The sequence below is a fragment of the Embleya sp. NPDC055664 genome, assembly GCF_053618075.1.
In genome coordinates this window covers 504,660-523,368 of the sequence record NZ_JBSHGZ010000004.1, presented here as the reverse complement: position 1 = coordinate 523,368, position 18,709 = coordinate 504,660, and the positions used below count along the sequence as shown (strand labels likewise).

The 18,709-nt window shown below is 71.1% G+C and carries 20 protein-coding genes and 2 pseudogenes; 11 read left to right on the top strand and 11 right to left on the bottom strand.

The window, feature by feature from the left end; genetic code table 11:
* Window positions 1-9: 9 nt before the first annotated feature.
* Window positions 10-684, top strand: coding sequence for a hypothetical protein (locus ACWGR4_RS10150; RefSeq protein ID WP_379998632.1), 675 nt, complete (start codon window positions 10-12; stop codon window positions 682-684).
* A gap of 28 nt (window positions 685-712) precedes the next feature.
* Here the strand turns inward: ACWGR4_RS10150 and ACWGR4_RS10145 are convergent, their stop codons facing one another.
* Window positions 713-1,267, bottom strand: coding sequence for a hypothetical protein (locus tag ACWGR4_RS10145; protein WP_452134196.1), 555 nt, complete (start codon window positions 1,265-1,267; stop codon window positions 713-715).
* A gap of 145 nt (window positions 1,268-1,412) precedes the next feature.
* Here ACWGR4_RS10145 and ACWGR4_RS10140 point away from each other — a divergent pair, with 145 nt between their 5' ends.
* Window positions 1,413-2,090, top strand: a complete 678-nt coding sequence (locus ACWGR4_RS10140; protein ID WP_126635589.1) for a response regulator transcription factor — start codon at window positions 1,413-1,415, stop codon at window positions 2,088-2,090.
* A gap of 149 nt (window positions 2,091-2,239) precedes the next feature.
* Window positions 2,240-3,601 carry a sensor histidine kinase gene (locus ACWGR4_RS10135; RefSeq protein ID WP_379998710.1) on the top strand — a complete coding sequence of 454 codons (1,362 nt, stop codon included), beginning with the start codon at window positions 2,240-2,242 and terminating at the stop codon, window positions 3,599-3,601.
* A gap of 428 nt (window positions 3,602-4,029) precedes the next feature.
* Here ACWGR4_RS10135 and ACWGR4_RS10130 read toward each other — a convergent pair whose 3' ends face one another.
* The gene (locus ACWGR4_RS10130) at window positions 4,030-5,259 is read right to left on the bottom strand and encodes a styrene monooxygenase/indole monooxygenase family protein (protein ID WP_379998628.1); all 1,230 of its coding nucleotides are present in this window, start codon (window positions 5,257-5,259) and stop codon (window positions 4,030-4,032) included.
* A 175-nt stretch (window positions 5,260-5,434) separates the two neighbouring features.
* On the bottom strand, window positions 5,435-5,908 hold the full coding sequence (locus ACWGR4_RS10125) for a glycoside hydrolase family 78 protein (RefSeq protein ID WP_452133456.1): 474 nt from the start codon (window positions 5,906-5,908) through the stop codon (window positions 5,435-5,437).
* Window positions 5,909-6,074: 166 nt separating this feature from the next.
* Here ACWGR4_RS10125 and ACWGR4_RS10120 point away from each other — a divergent pair, with 166 nt between their 5' ends.
* Together ACWGR4_RS10120 and ACWGR4_RS10115 are read left to right on the top strand one after the other, a co-directional pair.
* Window positions 6,075-8,588 carry a DEAD/DEAH box helicase gene (locus ACWGR4_RS10120; protein ID WP_452133457.1) on the top strand — a complete coding sequence of 838 codons (2,514 nt, stop codon included), beginning with the start codon at window positions 6,075-6,077 and terminating at the stop codon, window positions 8,586-8,588.
* Window positions 8,589-8,670: 82 nt separating this feature from the next.
* Window positions 8,671-9,048: a hypothetical protein gene (locus ACWGR4_RS10115; protein WP_379998622.1), complete on the top strand. Its 378-nt coding sequence runs from the start codon at window positions 8,671-8,673 to the stop codon at window positions 9,046-9,048.
* 21 nt (window positions 9,049-9,069) lie between these two features.
* Here ACWGR4_RS10115 and ACWGR4_RS10110 read toward each other — a convergent pair whose 3' ends face one another.
* From ACWGR4_RS10110 to ACWGR4_RS10100, 3 genes and pseudogenes are all read right to left on the bottom strand, one after another.
* A complete protein-coding gene (locus ACWGR4_RS10110; RefSeq protein WP_452133458.1) occupies window positions 9,070-9,927 on the bottom strand; it encodes an aminoglycoside phosphotransferase in 858 nt (285 codons plus the stop codon).
* A 197-nt stretch (window positions 9,928-10,124) separates the two neighbouring features.
* Window positions 10,125-10,529: a DUF2867 domain-containing protein gene (locus tag ACWGR4_RS10105; protein ID WP_452134197.1), complete on the bottom strand. Its 405-nt coding sequence runs from the start codon at window positions 10,527-10,529 to the stop codon at window positions 10,125-10,127.
* An 87-nt stretch (window positions 10,530-10,616) separates the two neighbouring features.
* Window positions 10,617-11,198: pseudogene (locus ACWGR4_RS10100) on the bottom strand (DUF2867 domain-containing protein); the annotation flags it as partial.
* Between the two features lie 101 nt (window positions 11,199-11,299).
* Between ACWGR4_RS10100 and ACWGR4_RS10095 the strand changes: the two are divergent.
* A complete protein-coding gene (locus ACWGR4_RS10095) occupies window positions 11,300-11,875 on the top strand; it encodes a TetR/AcrR family transcriptional regulator (protein ID WP_452133459.1) in 576 nt (191 codons plus the stop codon).
* A 13-nt stretch (window positions 11,876-11,888) separates the two neighbouring features.
* On the opposite strand, the gene ACWGR4_RS10090 is transcribed toward ACWGR4_RS10095, so the two are convergent.
* A complete protein-coding gene (locus tag ACWGR4_RS10090) occupies window positions 11,889-12,209 on the bottom strand; it encodes a hypothetical protein (protein WP_452133460.1) in 321 nt (106 codons plus the stop codon).
* A gap of 646 nt (window positions 12,210-12,855) precedes the next feature.
* Between ACWGR4_RS10090 and ACWGR4_RS10085 the strand changes: the two genes are divergently transcribed.
* From ACWGR4_RS10085 to ACWGR4_RS10070, 4 genes and pseudogenes are all read left to right on the top strand, one after another.
* Complete coding sequence (locus ACWGR4_RS10085; RefSeq protein WP_452133461.1) at window positions 12,856-14,190, top strand: transcriptional regulator; 1,335 nt, start codon at window positions 12,856-12,858, stop codon at window positions 14,188-14,190.
* Window positions 14,191-14,315: 125 nt separating this feature from the next.
* Window positions 14,316-14,609 (top strand): 4a-hydroxytetrahydrobiopterin dehydratase, encoded by a 294-nt coding sequence (locus ACWGR4_RS10080; RefSeq protein WP_452133462.1) that lies wholly within the window; start codon window positions 14,316-14,318, stop codon window positions 14,607-14,609.
* Between the two features lie 62 nt (window positions 14,610-14,671).
* Window positions 14,672-15,246 (top strand): annotated as a pseudogene (locus ACWGR4_RS10075) (HD domain-containing protein).
* 55 nt (window positions 15,247-15,301) lie between these two features.
* Window positions 15,302-15,850, top strand: a complete 549-nt coding sequence (locus tag ACWGR4_RS10070; protein ID WP_452134195.1) for a flavoprotein — start codon at window positions 15,302-15,304, stop codon at window positions 15,848-15,850.
* 241 nt (window positions 15,851-16,091) lie between these two features.
* Here the strand turns inward: ACWGR4_RS10070 and ACWGR4_RS10065 are convergent, their stop codons facing one another.
* The 4 genes from ACWGR4_RS10065 to ACWGR4_RS10050 all read right to left on the bottom strand — a co-directional run bounded on the left by ACWGR4_RS10065 (window position 16,092) and on the right by ACWGR4_RS10050 (window position 17,795).
* Window positions 16,092-16,418, bottom strand: coding sequence for a DUF1048 domain-containing protein (locus tag ACWGR4_RS10065; protein WP_379998585.1), 327 nt, complete (start codon window positions 16,416-16,418; stop codon window positions 16,092-16,094).
* Window position 16,419: 1 nt separating this feature from the next.
* Window positions 16,420-16,776 carry a DUF1048 domain-containing protein gene (locus tag ACWGR4_RS10060; RefSeq protein ID WP_452133463.1) on the bottom strand — a complete coding sequence of 119 codons (357 nt, stop codon included), beginning with the start codon at window positions 16,774-16,776 and terminating at the stop codon, window positions 16,420-16,422.
* Window positions 16,773-17,099 (bottom strand): PadR family transcriptional regulator, encoded by a 327-nt coding sequence (locus ACWGR4_RS10055; protein WP_379998589.1) that lies wholly within the window; start codon window positions 17,097-17,099, stop codon window positions 16,773-16,775. The genes ACWGR4_RS10060 and ACWGR4_RS10055 overlap by 4 nt, the downstream gene beginning before the upstream one ends.
* 234 nt (window positions 17,100-17,333) lie before the next feature.
* Complete coding sequence (locus ACWGR4_RS10050) at window positions 17,334-17,795, bottom strand: MarR family winged helix-turn-helix transcriptional regulator (RefSeq protein WP_379998591.1); 462 nt, start codon at window positions 17,793-17,795, stop codon at window positions 17,334-17,336.
* Between the two features lie 157 nt (window positions 17,796-17,952).
* On the opposite strand from ACWGR4_RS10050, the gene ACWGR4_RS10045 reads away from it, so the two are divergent.
* Window positions 17,953-18,627 carry a nitroreductase family protein gene (locus ACWGR4_RS10045; RefSeq protein ID WP_452133464.1) on the top strand — a complete coding sequence of 225 codons (675 nt, stop codon included), beginning with the start codon at window positions 17,953-17,955 and terminating at the stop codon, window positions 18,625-18,627.
* The last annotated feature ends 82 nt before the right edge of the window (window positions 18,628-18,709 follow it).

Genomic DNA, 18,709 nt, shown 5'->3' with positions numbered 1-18,709 from the left:
TCCATAGGCGTGGCACCTGATACGAACGCACTCGTCCGCTCGACCAAGAACCTGATGGAGATGGTCGACCTCCTCGGCAACACCAGCCCGCCGGAGGCGTACGACGCGATCGCCGAGCAGTTGGCGAACACGCGGCGTCTGCTCGGTCAATTGACCGCGCCGGCGCCGACCACGCTGTGCAACGAGCATCCGCACGGCCCGGTCGACGAGGACGCGCGGGACAAGTGCCTGTTCTGCGAGAACCGGCGACGGCGCGGCCGGGCCCGGGACGCGGCCGACGCACGACCGCGTTCGGCGCCGTGTCCGCGGCACCCCGAACGCGGTCTGCTCGCGCTCGGCGAGACGTGTCCGCTGTGCGGTGGCCCCGAGGGCGCGTCGATGTCGCGTCAGGGCGTGCCGAGCGTGCGCGACCCGCGGCCGGCGCCGTTGGCCGGTGTCCGGGGCGTCGACATGCGGCTGACCGTGCTCACCCGGCAACTCGCCGGGATGGCGGGCGAACCGGGCCAGGACGCGCGCGGGGAGGCGTTGCTCGCCGCGGCGGTCGACGCGCTCAAGGGCGCCCAGGGGCTGATCCAGGCGGCCAACGCGTTCTCCGAGGGGCGCGGCGACGAGGCGTACAACACCGCCACCCGGGTCGCGCGGGGTCTGCGCGCCACGGCCGCCGAGGTGCTGGAGGACCTGTGAGCCGGGTGGGTCGCGGGGCGCGGGGGCGTCAGTCCTCGTAGGTCGAGGCGATCGGGTCGTGCCCGTTCCACACCACGAAGACCGACGAGGTCTGTCCGTGTCGGACGAAGTCGACCCGGATCCACCGGTCGCCCGGCCACACCTTGACCGCCCAGCCCGAGTTGGGTGTGGCGGCGATCAGCGTCGCGGTGGTCGCCTGGTACCGGAACGACGCCCGACCGCCGCGCACCTCGAAGCTCTGCACCGCCGCGGCCGGTTGCTCCCGCAACTGTGCGGGCGGCTGCGCGGGCGGGGCCTTCGTGGTCGGCGGGGTCGTGGTCGGGGGCGGGGACGACGAGGTCGGCGGCGGAGTGCGGTTGACCGCCGAGATCAGGTCCGGCGCCTCGGAGGTCGGTGGCGCCGAGGGCGTGGGCGGCGATGTGGACACCGAGGGCGGCGGTACGTTTCCGGCCACCGGGCTCGGCGGCCGGGGCGGCTCGAACACGGTCTCGCGCAGCACGCTGCGCACTCCCCACCAGGAGAGCGCGACGGCGACCGCGGTCACCGCGAGCCACACCGAGATCGACGTGATGATTCTCCGCACGAGCCCTATCCTCCCGCCCGCGACCTCGCCCCCTCCCCGGCGGGGTGGGGGCGAGGTCGCGGGCCCCTCCCGGGCTGGACGGAGTGGACCGTACGGGCCACTCCCGGGCTGGACGGAGTGGACCGTACGGGTACGGTTCCGAACCATGGCACAGGTGCTCGTTGTCGAGGACGACCAATTCGTACGTTCGGCGCTGATCCGCTACCTCACCTCGTCCTCCCACGCGGTGCGCAGCGTGGGCACTGCCCTGGAGGCGCTGCGCGAGGTGGCCCAGTACTCGTTCGACGTGGTCATCCTGGATCTCGGCCTGCCGGATCTGGACGGATCCGAGGCATTGAAGATGTTGCGCGGCATATCCGACGTTCCGGTGATCATCGCGACCGCCCGGGACGACGAGGCGGAGGTGGTCCGGCTGCTCAACGCCGGCGCCGACGACTATGTGACGAAGCCGTTCTCCGGGGAGCATCTGGGTGCCCGGTTGTCGGCCGTGCTGCGCCGCGCGCGCGGCGGCAGTACACCCGAGGTGTTCACCACCGGCGGCCTGCGGATCGACACCCGGCGCCGCGAGGCGCACCTGGACGGCCGCGAACTGGAACTGACCCGGCGCGAGTTCGACCTGCTGGCGTTCCTGGCCGCGCGGGCCGGTCGGGTGGTGCCGCGACGGGAGATCCTGGCCGAGGTGTGGGGTCAGGCGTACGGGGACGACCAGACCATCGACGTGCACCTGTCGTGGTTGCGCCGCAAGCTCGGCGAGAAGGCGCGGGAGCCGAGGTATCTGCATACCGTGCGGGGTGTCGGGGTGAAGCTGGAGCCTCCGGCGTGAGACTGCGCTCGGGCGGGCGCGGGGCGACGGGGCGGCGCGGGGAGGGCCGGTCCGGTGGTCGGGCGGCGGGTGCGGCGGAGCGGGCCGGCGGGTCCGTCCGGGGCCCGAGGTCGGAGCGCGGCCCGAGGCCGGCCCGGGCGCCGAGGGGGCTGCGCGGCACGCTGGTCCGGGTCTCGTTGGCGGTGACCACGATGGTGGCGCTGGCGTTCCTGATCCCGCTGGTGCTGGTGATCCGGGAGATCGCCGCGGACCGGACCTTCACCGATGCCGAGCGGCAGGCCGCCGCGTTGCAGCCGGCGCTGGTGATCACCACCGACCGGGCCGCGCTGGAGCCGGCGATCGCGAGTGTGCCGGCCGGTTCGGGCGGGCGGATCGCGATCCACCTGCCCGACGGGTCGGTGCTCGGGCGACCGCGCGCGAGCGAGCACAACGTGGCGGGCGCGCGCGAGTCGGCCCGCTCGTTCCGGGTCCGGGCGGGCGGCGGCTGGGCGCTGTTGCAGCCGGTGGTGCTGGATCAGGGGCGGATCACGGTGATCGAGGTGTACGTCCCGGACGGCGATCTCGACCACGGCGTGGGCACCGCGTGGCTGGTGCTGACCGGGGTGGCGGTGGTCCTGGTCGGCGGTTCGGTCCTGGTGGCCGACCGGCTCGGCGCGCAGGTGGTGCGCTCGGCCCGGTCGTTGGCCGCCGCCGCGCGGTCGCTGGGTACGGGCGACCTGGAGGCGCGGATCGCCCCGCAGGGCCCCTCCGAACTCCAGGAGGCCGCCACGTCGTTCAACACGATGGCCGATCGGGTCGAGCAACTGCTGGCCAACGAGCGCGAGATGGCCGCCGACCTGTCGCATCGCCTGCGCACCCCGCTGACCGCGCTGCGGCTGAACGCGGCGGCCCTCGGCGAGGATCCGGTGGCCGAGCAGACCCGGCACGCGGTGGCGCAACTGGAGCGCGAGGTGGACGAGTTGATCCGCGGCGCGCGGCGGTCCAGCGCGAGCATCGAACGGGTGGGCTGCGACGCGGCGGAGGTGGTGCGGGCCCGAATGGACTTCTGGTCCGCGCTGGCCGAGGACGAGGACCGCCCGTGGCAGCTGGTGGGCGCGGAGGTGCCGGTACGGGTCCCGGTGTCCCGGGGCGACCTGGCGGCCGGTCTGGACGCGATGTTGGGCAACGTCTTCCGGCACACCGAGGAGGGGGTGCCGTTCTCGGTCACGCTGCACGCGGGCCGGGAATCGGTGATCCTGCTGGTCGCCGACGGCGGCCCCGGCATCGCCGACCCGGAGACCGCGCTGCGGCGCGGGCACGGCCAGGGCGGCGACGGCTCGACCGGCCTGGGCCTGGACATCGTGCGCCGGCTCGCGGAGGCCACCGGGGGAGAGGTCGGCCTGGGCCGCTCGGTGCTCGGCGGCGCGGAGGTGAGCGTGCGCCTGGGTGCGGGCCGTACGGACGCGGTCACCCGGCGCAGTCGTCGAGCCGGCAAGAGTCGGCGCGGCCGGCGCCGGACCGGTGTCGGCTGAGTGGCCCGGCGCCTTCGGCCGGTTGTCGACGGCGCCGATCTTCTCACTGTGAGTCACTGGTCGTGTGCCCCCCGGAATCTCGGCGACGATTCACTCTTAAGAGGGCCTTAAACCCTCGTCCCGGGCCCAATCCGGTCGGGTCGACAGGTGTTCTTCGGCCACGGTTTTCACTAGCCTTCAGAACGACGGTCCATTCGGAACCAACGGGACTCCCCCCTTTCCGAGTGGGCCAGGCGCAGCCCAATCCCCCCCAGGGTCTGTAGCCGTTCGGGGATCTGATCCCCGGCCGTTCGTGTCCCCACCCCCACCCGGGGCACGACGGCACCGGCCCGAGAGCGTGAGCTCTCGGGCCGGCCTTCTTTGTGCGCTCGTCGGCGCCGATCGTGGGGTCCGCGGTCGCCGGACCCCACGACGGGGAGCCGATCGTCCTACAGCGCGCCGACGCCGTGCAGGAATGCCTTCGTCTTCTCCGGCTCGTACATGAACTCCTCGAACTCCGCCGGGTTGTCGAACGCGCTCATGATCGCGTCGCACACGGCCGGGCAGTCGTTGCCCGCGCCCATCAGCATCTGCACGTGCTCCGGCGGGGCGCCGAGCAGGGCGGTGGAGAACTTCACCCCGTGCCGGGCGCGCTCCCAGAACGTGGCGAAGAGCGACTCCATCCAGGCCGCGTCGAACGGCCGGTCCCCGTGCGCCACGATCGCGTTCAGGTACAGGTCGGCGGCCCGCGCGGCGTTGTTGGCGCCCTGGCCGCTGAGCGGGTCGTTGGTGACCAGTACGTCGCCGATGCCCAGGGCGACTCCACCGGAGGGGAGTTGGGCGACCGGCTTGCGCACGACGGGGGAGAAGCCGCCGCTGAGCACGCACATCGGGTCGGTGAGTTCGGCTCGGCTGATCCGATCGTGGTCCCACGGCGCGAACTGTCGGACCACGTCGCGCATCAGCGTCCAGTAGGCCTGCGGGTCGCGCACGCCGCCGAATACGTCCAGCGGTCCGCCGGGGATCGCCTCGAGCAGGATGATGTCGCACGGCCCGGACAGGGTCAGGCCCGGGAACATGATGATCTCGCCCGCCTCGGGGATGGCGTTGACGTGCAGCGCGTCGTGTCCCACCGCCGGCCTGGGCGTCGCGCCGTGGAAGTAGGCGACGGCCAACTGCCGCTGCGGGGTGGTGAATTCGGACTTCTCGTGATCCCGGTCGAACATCGACACCAACTCGCCCTTGCCGGCGGCCACCACCACGAGGTCGTAGGCGCGGGTGAACCAGTCGATGTCGGACACCGCGACCGGGTGTACCACCAGGTTGCCGCCCCGGGCCACGAACAGCTCCATCCAGGCGGGCATCTTCATCCGCTGGTCCACCGACTGCGCGCCGCCCAGGTCGCCCAGCCAGTCCACCACGGGCGTGCCGTCCGGGCCGGGGATGGTGAAGCCCGCCCGGTCGATCGGCGGCACCCGGTCGGCCCACAGGTCCAGCCCGTGCGGCCGTTCGAGGGCGATCGTCGACGGCATCATGATCTGCGTCGAGGTCACCCGGCCCGCGCGTATCTCGTCGGGCGTGCGCTCGGTCATCACGGTCACGTCGTAGCCGTGGGCGAGCAATCCCAGGCCGAGCTGGAGCCCGGATTGGCCGGCACCGACGATGAGGATCCTGCGCATGGCTGAAGTCCCTTCCCCTGATCAAGTCGCATGCATCGTATGGCTCGCGCTGCGTGTTCACGGGGGCACCGACGGGAACTCGGGTGCCGCCGACCGGAGATCGGGCCACGGGGGAGCGGGAGCGGGAGCGGGAGCGGGGGCGGGCCGGGAGGGCGGGGCGCTTCGGGCGTCGACGTCAGGGGTGGGGCGCCGTCCACCGCTCGCGGGTGCTCCAGCCGGAATCCCGGTCCCGGTCGTCCCGGATCCGCACGCTCCAGTAGTACGTGGTGCCCGACTCGTAGCGGAACCCCGACGGCCGCACCCCGGCGTGCTGCGCGGAGTGCACGACCCCGCTGTCCCACACGTCCGGGTCGACGCCGCCGGCGAGCACCGTGTCCAGCGAGACCGGATCGGTGGAGATGACCAGCCGGTAGGTGCGCTGCGCGCGGTCGTGGCCCAGGTCGCCGTAGCGGACCGCCCAGCCGATCCCGTACGCCCCCGTTCGCGCCCGGTCCGACACCGCGACCACGGTCGGCGCGCGTCGGGACGCCGGCGATCCGGAGCGGGCCGCGTACCCGAGCAGGCTGCCCGCCAGTACCACACCGGTGACCAGCACCAGGCCCGTGAGCAGCACCGGGCCCACGCGTCCCACGCGTCGTGCCGACCCCACGAGCACTCCCCGTCCCAGGCGGCGGATGATCACGCCACGCTAGACATGTGACACGCGTCACCGGAAGCCCCCGTGACCGGCGCGCGGAGCGCCGCCGCCGACGCGCGGGCGAGGTCGTATCCGGGTTGCGTCCGGGACGGGGTCGGCGAGCAGGCAGGATAGACGGGTGACTCTCATCGATCTGCTCCCCGCCGAGGCCGACCCCGACGCTCTGTACGAAGCCTTCGCCGCGTACGCGGAAGAGCGCGGCCTCACCCTGTACCCCGCGCAGGAAGAGGCGCTGATCGAGCTGGTCTCGGGCAACAACGTCATCCTGAACACGCCGACCGGCTCCGGGAAGAGTCTGGTCGCCGCCGGCGCGCACTTCGCCGCGCTGGCCCGCAAGGAGCGCAGCTTCTACACCGCGCCGATCAAGGCGCTGGTCTCGGAGAAGTTCTTCGACCTGGTGGCCCAGTTCGGCACCGAGAACGTCGGCATGATGACCGGCGACGCCTCGGTCAACGCCGGCGCGCCGATCATCTGCTGTACCGCCGAGGTGCTGGCCAACATCGCGCTGCGCGACGGCGCGGACGCGGACGTGGGCCTGGTGGTGATGGACGAGTTCCACTTCTACGGCGACCCGGACCGGGGCTGGGCCTGGCAGATCCCGCTGATCGAGCTGCCGAGGGCGCAGTTCCTGCTGATGTCGGCGACGCTCGGCGACATGGACCACTTCCAGGCCGACCTGAAGCGGCGTACCGGCCGGTCCACCACGATCGTCAAGTCGGCCACCCGCCCGGTGCCGCTCTACTTCTCCTACCGGGTCACCCCGCTGCACGAGACCATCGAGGAGTTGCTGACCACGCGTGAGGCGCCGGTGTACATCGTGCACTTCACCCAGGCGTCGGCGGTCGAGCGGGCCCAGTCGTTGATGAGCATCAACATGTGCACGCGCGCAGAGAAGGACCAGATCGCGTCGGTGATCGGCCGCTTCCGGTTCACCACCAAGTTCGGCCGCCAGCTCTCGCGCTGGGTGCGGCACGGCATCGGCGTGCACCACGCGGGCATGTTGCCCAAGTACCGCCGGCTGGTGGAGCGCCTTGCCCAGGCCGGGCTGCTCAAGGTGATCTGTGGCACCGACACCCTCGGCGTCGGGGTCAACGTGCCGATCCGCACGGTGTTGTTCACCGCGCTGTCGAAGTACGACGGCCAGCGGGTGCGCCGGCTGCGGGCGCGCGAGTTCCACCAGATCGCCGGGCGCGCCGGGCGGGCCGGCTTCGACACGGTGGGCAACGTGGTGGCGCAGGCCCCCGAGTACGAGATCGAGAACCTCAAGGCGCTGGCCAAGGCCGGCGACGACCCGAAGAAGCGCCGCAAGGTGGTGCGCAAGAAGGCCCCGGAGGGTTTCGTCGGCTGGAACGAGGAGACCTACACCAGGCTCCAGGAGGCCGAGCCGGAGCCGCTGGCGTCCCGCTTCCGGGTCACCCACGCGATGCTGCTCGCGGTGATCAACCGGCCCGGCAACGCGTTCGAGGCGATGCGACACCTGCTGGTCGACAACGACGAGCCGCGCGCGCAGCAGTTGCGGCACATCCGGCAGGCGATCGCGATCTACCGTTCGTTGCTCGACGGCGGCGTGGTGGAAAAGCTCGACGCCCCGGACGAGGAGGGCCGCATGGTGCGGCTCACCGTGGATCTCCAGGCCGACTTCGCGCTCAACCAGCCGCTGTCCACCTTCGCGCTGGCCGCGTTCGACCTGCTCGACCCGGAGGCGCCGACCTACGCGCTCGACGTGCTCTCGGTGGTCGAGGCGACCCTGGACGACCCGCGGCAGATCCTGGCCGCGCAGTTGAACAAGGCCAAGGGCGAGGCGGTCGGGCAGATGAAGGCCGATGGCATCGAGTACGAGGAGCGGATGGAGCGGCTGGCCGACATCCAGTACCCGCGTCCGCTGGAGGAACTGCTCGAACACGCCTACGCGATCTACATGCGCAGCCACCCGTGGGTGGGCGACCACCCGCTGTCGCCGAAGTCGATCGTGCGCGACATGTTCGAGCGGGCGATGACGTTCGGCGACTACGTCGGCTGGTACGAACTCGCGCGCACCGAGGGCATCGTGTTGCGCTACCTCGCGAGCGCGTACAAGGCGCTGAACCAGACCGTGCCGGACGACGCCAAGAACGAGGACCTGCACGACATGATCGCGTGGCTGGGCGAACTCGTCCGCCAGGTCGACTCCAGCCTGCTCGACGAGTGGGAGAAGTTGGCCAACCCGGACGCCACGCAGGAGGAACTGGACGACATCGAGGGGCGGACCACGCCCGTCACCGCCAACGAGCGCGCGTTTCGGGTGCTGGTGCGCAACGCGCTCTTCCGGCGGGTGGAACTCGCGGCGCTGCGGCGCTACTTCCAGCTCGGCGAGTTGTCCGAGCAGGAGGGCGACACGGCGTGGGATGCGGAGCGCTGGCAGGACGCGCTGGCGGACTACTGGGACGAGCACGACTCGATCGGCACCGGTCCGGACGCGCGCGGGCCCAAGCTGCTGCAGATCACGAAGGAGGACTCGGCGTGGCGGGTCCGCCAGGTCTTCGACGACCCGGCGCAGGACCACGACTGGGGCATCACCGCCGAGGTGGACCTGACCGAGTCGGACGAGACCGGGCGCGCGGTGGTGCGGGTGGTTGCGGTGGACCGCATGTGAGGGATGGCGGCGGCCGGGACGGGACGCGCGGGGGCGCGGGTGATTGCGGCCGATCGTATGTGAGTTCGGGCAGACTGGGCCGATGACCAAGAAGCGGCTCGCCGTCGACGCACACGGCTCGATCCTGTCCCGGAACTCGCACAACTCGGTGTTGTCGATCGGGTCGGAGGGTTCGGTGCTCTCGATCGGCTCGGTGGGCTCGGTGTTGTCGATCGGCTCGGTCGGCTCCGCGCTGTCCTTCGGGTCGGTCGGCTCGACCCTGTCGTGCGTGTCGATCGGCTCGTTTCTGGGAGTGGCCTCGGCGTTCTCGGCGCAGTCGGTGTGGTCGGCGTTCTCGTTCCAGTCCAGCGGGGGCCTGTTCGACGCCCACAACCGGCGCCGCAACGCCCGCCGGGCGGCCCTGCCGGTGGCGGTGGCCGCCCTGGCCACGACGGTGGTACTGACCCGCCGGTCCCGCTGACGGCTCGGACGCCTCCCGGGTCTACGCCCAGACCTCGGCCCAGGCCCGGGCCGCGGGGGCGATCTCGGCCGCGCCCCGGACGCCGTCCGCCGCGTCCTCCTCCCATCGGCGGGCCTCGGCCCGGGTGAACGCGCGTACGCCCCGCGGCGTCGCCGTACGCCATCCCGGGGTTCGGGCTGCCCATGCTCGGGCCTGCTCGGGGGTGTGGCCGCCCGCCGAGACCAGGCGCATGCCCCACAGGGCGGGATCGATCCAGGCCGGGCCGCGCGCGGGCCAGGCCCAGTCGACCAGGCGGGCCCGAGCGCCGTCCACGAGGACGTTGCAGGCGGCCGGATCGGTGTGCATCAGGCACGCACCGGCCAGGAACGGCTCGTCCGCCGGATCGCACCAGTAACCCCAGCGATCCCACGCGGTCGGCAGCGACAGACCCGGCGTCGGGCAGCGCGCCACGTCGGCGAGGGCGGCCGGCACCAGGGGCAGGTCCGGTGACCCGGGCGCGTAATCGGCGTGCCGGCCGTCGATGCCCTCGAACGCGAGCAGGTGCCACCCGGCGGCGGCCAGGCGCCACAACACGCGCGGCGCGCTCGCGGGCAGGAACGGGTTGACCCGTTCCTCCTGGGCGAGTTCGTCGAGGGGACCCCACGTCGGCCCCCACCAACCGGGATCCTGGTGCGCGCCGTCGGCGGCGGGCACGGGGTCGCGGTCGCGTTGCCCCTTGACGAACACCGTGTGCCCGTCGGGCAGCGTCAACACCGCCGAGACGCCGCAGTTCGCGCCGGCGGGCGTGTCCGCCGCCACGAACTCGACCCCGAGCCGCCCCGCCACCGCGCCCCGCACCTCGACGGGAAGCCCGGTCCACGCGACGCGGTCGATGTTCACGTTTCACGACCCCGGCGGTGGCGGATGCTCCGGCGGCGCAGGCGGGTTCTTGTCCGGGGACACCGGCCCGGGTGGGCCTCCCGGGTTGTTCGGCGTGGACGGACCGCGAGGAGGCTTGCGCGTTTCACGCATTCCCGCAGCGTAGACCGCCCGGCCGCCCGGCGCAGAGAGTCGAATGACGATGCGTCCCGGCGGCCTCAGCGGACCTTGGCCGCGGCCCTGCGGAGTACACCGGGGACCAGGCGGCGGTGTACGGCGGACAGCGGGGGCCAGATCAGCCGGCCGAGGGTGCGTTCGTAGCGCAGGAAGGTCCCGAGTGAGACCCGCCCCTCGCTCGTGCGGACGACGAGGTTGGCGGTGAGGTACGGGGACGCCGTCTCCAACCGGATCCAGTCCTCGCCGCGTTCGGCGACACGCCAGCCGGCCACCGTGTCCGACGAGCGCCCGCGGGTGAGCCGCAGGCCGAGCAGGCCGCGCCAGATCAGGCGTTCCCCGGTGTCGGGGACGTCGCCGAACATCGCCCGGGCCCACTGCTCGGGTGTGGCGTCGCCGGCCGCGTCCGTGGCGAGGGTGAACACGTCGACGTAGTCGAAGTCCGGCATCGAGGTGAGGGCGTGGAACGACGGGGGCATGTCCTTCCGGCCCACGACGCCGTCGACGATGCCCGCCGGGCTGCCGCCTTCCGGGCTCGGGCGGCCGTACTCCCGCCAGGCGCGTTCCCATTGCCGGGTCAGCGCCGGGTAGACGACGACATAACGGAACGGCGCGATGGCGGCCATGTACAGCCGGCCGAAGGTGCCGTTGGGCTTCACCAAAACCGCCATGCGCAACTCGTGGTCGCCGCTCGTGGTCGGCGCCCATCCGAGGTGCATGATCGTGTGGACGGTCTTGTTCACCAACTCGCGGGCGCACTCGGTATCCAGCTCGTACACGGGAGTGAGCGGCATCTCCTCGGACTCGAAGCCCGGGTTGTCGCGCAGGTCGGTGGGCAGGCGATCGCGCAGCGACGGAACCCGTGCCCCGAGGCCGGCCTTCGGCTCGTCCCAGCCGAGCAGGGCGCCGATCTTCCAGCGCGCGGCGAACAGGAACCGGGCCGGCGCGCTCTGCTTCGCCAGTCCGCCGGCCGCCCGCAGTGCGGCGAGCATGGTCGGGAAGTCGTCCGGCCCGGCGCCGGGTGTGCGGAACGACCACACGTCCTCCACCCGGAAGTCGCGGGTGAGTTCGTGGATGCGCCACGGCTGATCGGTGTACGCGGTGCGGGGGAGCTTCATGGGCAGAACCGCCTCGAATGCGCGATATACGGGTGCGTATAGAATGAGGTTAGTCGTTTTATACGGCTCCGTACATCAGCAGTGAAAGTGAGGTGGGGCACATGGTGGGAACGCCGCGCACACCGCGGGACCGGTGGGTCGAGGAGGGCCTGCGTGCCCTGGCCGCCGGCGGTCCGGACGCGGTCCGCGTCGAAGCGCTGGCCAAGCGGCTCGGCGTCACCAAGGGCGGGTTCTACGGCTACTTCGCCGACCGCGGCGCCCTGCTGGAGGCGATGTTGGAGACCTGGGAGCGGGAGAGCACCGACGAGGTGATCGACCGGGTCGAACGCGAAGGCGGCGACCCCAGGACCAAGATCCAGCGCGCGGGTGCGCTCACCTTCTCCAGCGACCGCCTCCTACCCCTGGACCTGGCCATCCGCGACTGGGCCCGTCGCGACGAGGCGGTCGCGGAGCGGCTGCGGCGCGTGGACGCCCGGCGCATGGCGCTGCTGCGCGAGATGATCGGCACGTTCTGCCCCGACCCGGACGAGGTCGAGGCCCGCAGCCTGATGGCCTTCGCGATGGCGATCGGCACCCACTTCCTGGACCTGGACCACGGCCCCCGAACCAAGGCCGAGGTCCGAGCCCACGCCGCCGATATCCTCCTGGCCCGCCCCAGACCGAAGCCCAAGCCCTGACGAGCCGGATCGTTCACACGGGCCGGGTCATGGGCCCGGCCCGGTACATCTCGGCGGCGGGCGCGGTGGTGGTCTTGTCGGCGAGGGCGCCGTAGTCGTATTCGACCATCCATCGGTCGCCGTCGTGCCAGACGCGGGTGATGGTGCCGAGGTGGTGGTGCCGGCCACCGTCGAGCTTGCGCCACAGGTGCTCGCCGACGGACCAGGGGGGAGGGGTGGACACGAGTTCTCCTCGAACGCGAAACGGAGCGGGCGCTGGGGTGGCGCGCGCGAGGTGCAGGATCATCCGCACATAGCCGGGCGAGAACCCGGCCACGTAGGCGATGACTTCCACGGACACTCCGCCCCGGTACGCATCACCGACCGCGCCCCGAAGCGCCGCCCCGGCGACACGACATTGCCGGCGGTGCGCATCCCGCCAACGGCGAGACGCCGTCGCGGGATCTGGCGGCCGCCCCTGAAGCCACTCACGCTCGGCAGCGGCGGCGGCGAGGCGCACGAGGGCGGCCGGGGGGTCATGGGGTGACGGGAACATGGCCCTCCTCGCGGCGGCGATTCGGTGGCCCGGCCCAGGCGGGCGGGACCGACGCCGTCCGCCGGAAAAGGGCGGGGCGGACGGCGCAATCGGGCATGGTTCAGCCGCCCGAGTTCGAAATCCGACCCATCGGTGGCCTGGGGAGTGTGCGCACCAGATACCCGCGACCTTCGGTCAACAACATGGCCAACTCGTCACGCGTTACATCCATGGGTGCACGGCCCGGGGTGAGGATCCGAATCGGACGAGCCTCGTCCCCGGATGGTCCCACCTTCACCCGGTCGGGGGATTGCATCGCCACCGTCTCCACTCCTGAGGTCGCCGCAAGTTGCATGTGACCAGGGAACTCCGTTGGACAGGTTCTGCAAGGAGCCTCCATGTGGGCCCTTGGGTGGGCCACACTGGGGGCCGGCAGTACGACATGTGCACTATGCCGGGGGCGACCATGTATGAGCACGAGCCCGTCGGCGCGCTGATCGCGCGCGTGCGACGGCAACAGGGCAAGACCCAACAACGCCTCGCCGATCTGCTGTGCGAGGCGTCCGGCGACGCCACGGTCACCAGGCACGAGGTCTCGCGTTGGGAGCGCGGCACCCGCCTGCCCACCCGATGGTTGCCCTGGATCTCGATCGTCCTCGGGATCAGCCGGGACGAACTCGAAGTCGCTGCGGCCCCGTTGCGCGGGCGCCGTGGCCAAGTCGGATCGACGACGCCGGGTTCGGCCGCACCCTGGTGCACCGAAGAATGGACTCGGGCCGACGTGGAGGCCGTCGCCCACGCCCTCACCGCCGATCACGCCGATGGGCTCGCCGCGCGGGTGGCGCATGAATGGCTGCTCGCGGACGCGCCCCAGGTTTACGAGATGCGCTCCGGGAGGCGTGTCGGAGCCGCGCTCGCCGACACCATCCGACTCCGCAGCGACCGCCTTCGACGCATGGACGACGTCGTCGGCGGCACCGACCTCTACCCCGCCATCGCCACGGAGCTCGCCGATACCCTCCGCGTGCTCCGCGAAGGTGCCTACACCGACGAGACCGGCCGGGCCCTGTTGACGGTGGGGGCCGAACTCGCCCAGCTCGCCGGGTGGGTGGCGTCCGATCTCGGGATGCATGCACAAGCCGAGCGCGACTACCTCGCCGGCGTGCGGCTCGCGCACGGCGCGGGCGATCGGCCCCTCGCGGCGAATCTTCTGTCTACGCTCTCGTACCAAATGGCCAACACAGGTCGGGAAGCCGAGGCCGTCCTGGTCGCCCGGTCGGCGGAGGCGGGAGGCCGGAGGGAGGCGACCGCCGACGTGCGCGCACTCCTGCTCGAACGCGTGGCATGGGCCCACGCCCGAGCCGACCAACCCCGCGAGTGCGACCGGGCACTCGGTGCCGCCGACGACGCGTTCGAGCGCGGCCGACCGGGCGACGAGGAGCCCGAGTGGGTGTACTGGCTGAACCGCGACGAGATGGACGTCATGGCCGGCCGCTGCTACACCGAACTCCGCAGACCGCTGCGTGCCGAGCCGCTGCTGCGCGGCGCCGTCGACCGGTACGACGCGAGACACACGAGGGAAGTGTCCCTTTACCTGTCGTGGTTGGCCGAGGCGTACCTCCAGGCGCGCGAAGTCGACGAGGCGGCCGGTATCGCCATGCGGGTACTCGATATCGCGGCCGGCATCGACTCGGTACGCAGCCACGCCCGGCTGTCCCTGTTGGCCGATCGGCTCGCTCGACACGAGTCGGTTCCGGCGGTGCGCGAGTTCCGTGACCGCTTCGCGGAAGTCGTCCCGTAGCCGACTCGCCACCGTACTCCTGGCGGCGGCTCGGACCCTGGCGTCGCGAACCTCGGGTGCGTCAGGCTGAGTGCGCAGTGGCCGGCCCGGCGGTGGCCGGGAAAAGGCAGAGGAGGACGGATCTCATGGGCAAGCGCACACCCCTCGATGCCGCCGACGTGACAGCTCGGTTGGCGGTTCGAGAGGGCTGGTCCGGAGACTCGACGCGCATCTCGAAGTCCTACGCCGTGGACTATCACGACGGCGTGCGACTGATCGTCGAGGTTGCGGAGGTCGCCAAGGAAATGGAGCATCACCCGGATGTCGAACTGCACTGGCAGCAGGTTCGGTTCAGCCTGACCACCTACTCCGCAGGGGGCGTGGTGACCGAACTCGACTTCAAGCTCGCCGACACCATCGACAAGATCGTCAACGCGTAGCGCCGGGCGCCCGAAAGCGCACGACACGCTGCGAGGGCACGAGACACGGTAAGGAGCATGGTGTGGTCGGCGAGGATCGGGCGGTGGCGAACTTCCTCTTCGAGGCGGGGACGCTGAAGAACCACAGGCGCACCGGGTGGTGGAACGCCGGGGTGAAGGATCCGGAGAGTGTGGCCGAGCATTCGTGGCGGGCTGCGCTTTTGGACTCGTCGTCGCGGAGTCGAAGGGTGCGGATCCGGCGAGGGCGGCGTTGTTGAGTGTGTGGCACGACACCGGGGAGAGTCGTACGGGGGATCTCGCGCACATCGGTCAGAAGTACGTCGGCAAGGGGGACGCGGTGGCCATCGTCGCGGACCAGTCGAAGGGTATGCCCGCCGGGTTGGGGGCGTTGATGCGGTCGATCGTGGGCGAGTACGAGGCGCGGGAGACGCCCGAGGCGGTCTGTGCGGGTGACGCGGACAAGTTGGAGTGCCTGGTGCAGGCGATCGAGTATCGGGACCGGGGGTATGCCAACGTGGAGCGCTGGATCGTGAACTCACAGAAGCGGATTCGGACCGAGTCCGCCAGGCGCATCGCGGCCGAACTCCTGGAGACCGGCTCGCTCGACCGGCTTCGCGAGGCCATGGGCGAGTCGTAGCCGGACACGCAGGGTTCGGAAGCCCGTTGGCCGGCTGTGTGATCGGGGGGCTGCCGTGAGCCGGGTGTTGTATCTCGTGGTTTGTGCGGCGGGGCCTGCGCCGCATGTCGTGGCCCTGGTTCGGGATGCGGTCGGGCGGGGGTGGGATGTGTGCACGATCGCGACGCCGGCGGCCGAGAGTGGCGGGTTCGTTGATACGGCTGCCGTCGAGGACGCTTCCGGGCGGGCCGTTCGGCATCGCTATCGGCGTGCCGACGAGGCCGGGCGGTGGCCGAAGGCGGATGCCGTAGCGGTGGCGCCCATGACCATGAACACCCTCACCAAGTGGGCCGACGGGCACGCCGACACCTACGCGCTCGGCGTCCTCACCGAAGCCATCGGCCTGCGCCTGCCCATCGCCGCGCTGCCGTTCTGGAACGCCGCCCAGGCCGCCCACCCCGCCGTCGACCGGGCCGTGGCCACACTGCGCTCCTGCGGCGTGCAAGTCCTGTACGGCGAACCCCACTTCGTCCCGCACCCACCCGGCAGCGGCGACACCCGCATCCCCACCTACCCCTGGCACCTCGTCCTCGACGCGCTCGCGGAGTACGCCACCGGCGGCTGACCGGACCCATACCTCCACCACCCGCACGCCCCGATCGGCGATCATGGCAACCCGGCTCGGAAACCATTGGCCCTGTCGTGCCGCTCGCCGCAGGCCGCCGAGTGCTGCCCGGAGCGATGCCCACCGGGCGGGTTCCAGCGGGCCACTTCGACGGCCAGGCGCGGTGTGGTTCGTGACGGCTGCGCACGGTCTCTGCGCTCCGCGTCTGCGGACCGGGGCGACCGGTGCGAGGCGGGTGGTTCTACCGCTCGGCCGGGCCGGGTCGACCGCCGATGGCCTCCTGGAGGATGTCCGCATGGGTGCGGGAGCCCTTGATCAGTTCGTCGCAGAACGCGGCGACGTCGGTGCCGATGAGTTCGAGGACTCCCTTGCCCGCGGCGGCGCCCTCCTCGAAGAAGTCGACGATTCCCGGGAGTAGGGGCCCGTCGGGCAGGTCGAGCGGGCCGACCTTGAACAGGTACGTCTGCATTTCCTTGTACACGATGCGGTAGTCCGGCGGGAGTGCCTTGACCCGAGCCATGTGCGCCCGCCACTGCTTCTTGCCCTCGATGATGTCCCGGATGCTCACGTCAGCCTCCCAGCCGGCTCAGTTTCCGTGCCACGTTCCTGTTCAGCTGCTCGCGCCACCGGTCGCGATAGGTACGGGCTCCTTCGCCGCCGGCCAGGGCCGAGCAAAAGCCCGGGATGTCGTCGCCGAGCACCTCGTGGGCGCTCTGCCCATCCGCCGCCGATTCCTCGAGCAGCCCCAGCGCGCCGTCGAGGATCGGCATCAGGTTGCGGCCGGTGAAGTCCCCGTAGGGGAAGAGGTTGGCCTTGATCTGTTCCCACGCCGCCCGGTGGTCGTCCGGGAGGGCCTCGGCCCGGGCCTCGAACGCCTTCCATTCCCTGGTGAGATCGCTGCCGGTGATGGTCTCCCGGAAGTTCATCCGCCGCCCTCCTTGAGCTTGTCGATGCGTGACGAGACGTACTGCCATTTCGCCCAGAACCTCGCGAGTTGCTCGCGTCCGGCGTCGTTGAGCGCGTAGAACTTGCGCGGCGGACCGACCCCGGACGGTTGTTTCGTCACCTGGACCAAGCCGTTGCGCTCCAGTCGCAGCAGGATGGTGTACACCGTCCCCTCGACGACGTCGGCGAAGCCGAGTTCGTTCAGCCGACGGGTGATGGCGTAGCCGTAGGTTTCCTCGCCATCGATGATTTCGAGCACGCAACCTTCGAGCGTGCCCTTCAACATCTCCGTCAAGTCGTCCATCGCGGTTCTCCTCGGCTTCCCCTGGTACTGAGTGACACCGAGTACCACTATAAAGTATCACCGAGTAGTGGCGATGCCAACCGCCGGCCACGCGAGTAGGGGATCGCCGAGGCAGGCCCGGAAGCCGCCGGGAGTCGATCTCGGCGGGGGAGTGTCGGGGCGGCCTTCAGCCCCGGGTGCGGGCCGCGGTGGATGGAGGTGCCCGGGTCCTCTTCGAAGACGACCGGGTCCGTGTCAGGGGCGGAGGCGCAGGACTTTCGCGAGCAGCGCGGAGAGTTGCTCGCGTTCGGCCGGGGTGAGGTCCGCGAAGGTGGCGTCGAGGAATTCGGGTACCGCGTCCTCGGCGCGGGCGAGGAGCCGGCGGCCCGAGTCGGTGATCGTGACGGCGTAGGCGCGGCGATCGCCCGCGTCGCGTTCGCGCCGTACGTGCCCCGCCTGCTCCAGGCCGTCGCAGATGCCGACCATGACGCTGCGGTCGATGCGCAGTTGGTCACTCAGGATTCGCTGCGAGCCGGGGCCGACCTCGGCGAGCATCTTGAGCACCAGATGCTGCCCGACGCCGATCCCGGACTCGTTTGCCCGGGCTTCCGCGGCGCGGGCGACGACCGTCGAGGCCCGGCACAGCGCGATGTCCGGGCGCTCCGCGGCAAGCCTCGAAAAGTAGCCGGCCTCGCGGTTTGCGGTCTTGGGCGGCATGCCCACCTCCTCTGCGTGTGCGGCGGTCACTCGCCGACCCTACCAAAACTAATCTGCATCAAGATTGTTTGCGCACCACTCATTAGATTTGTATGCTCGCCAATCATCTGATGGCAGATGGTCTGTCTAAAGACGAAGATCTGCGAAGGAAGCGGCCGTGACCCTGGATCTGACCCCCGACCAACTCCTGTCGACCACCCGCGCCGTGCGCAAACGCCTCGACCTGGACCGCCCGGTCCCGCGATCCCTGATCGAGGAGTGCGTGGATCTGGCCACGCAGGCGCCGACCGGTCGCAACCGGCAGCGCTGGCATTTCATCGTCGTCACCGAAGACGCTCAGCGGCGGGCCGTGGCGGACATCTTCCTGCGCGCCCTACCAAGGGCCACCGGACACCCCCTGACCGAACGCGACGCGTGGCGGATGAACTACCACGCCGGCTCCACCGAGCGTGTCTTCGACGGCCTGCGTCACCTGGCCGCGAACATCCACCGGGTGCCCGCCTTCGTCATCCCTGGGGTGGAAGGACGTACCGACCACGCTCCGGTGACCGTGCAAGCGGGGGCGTGGGGCTCGATCCTGCCGGCGGTGTGGAGCTTCATGCTGGCCGCCCGGGCACGCGGCCTGGGCACCACCTGGACGACAGCGCAAGGACCACTGGAGCAGGACTTGGCCAAGGTACTCGGCGTTCCGTACGACGAGATCATGCTGGCCGCCTTCATCCCGCTGGCCTACACCATCGGCACCGACTTCAAGCCTGCCCGCCGAATCCCCCGCGAGCACGTCCTGCACTGGGACCGATGGGAACAGCGCTCCGCCGGGCCCACTCGGTAGCGCACCACTGCTCTCGCCGCCGCCGCACGTCACGCACTTCCTCGGCCGACGATCACCGAACCAGCACCGAACCCCAAGATCG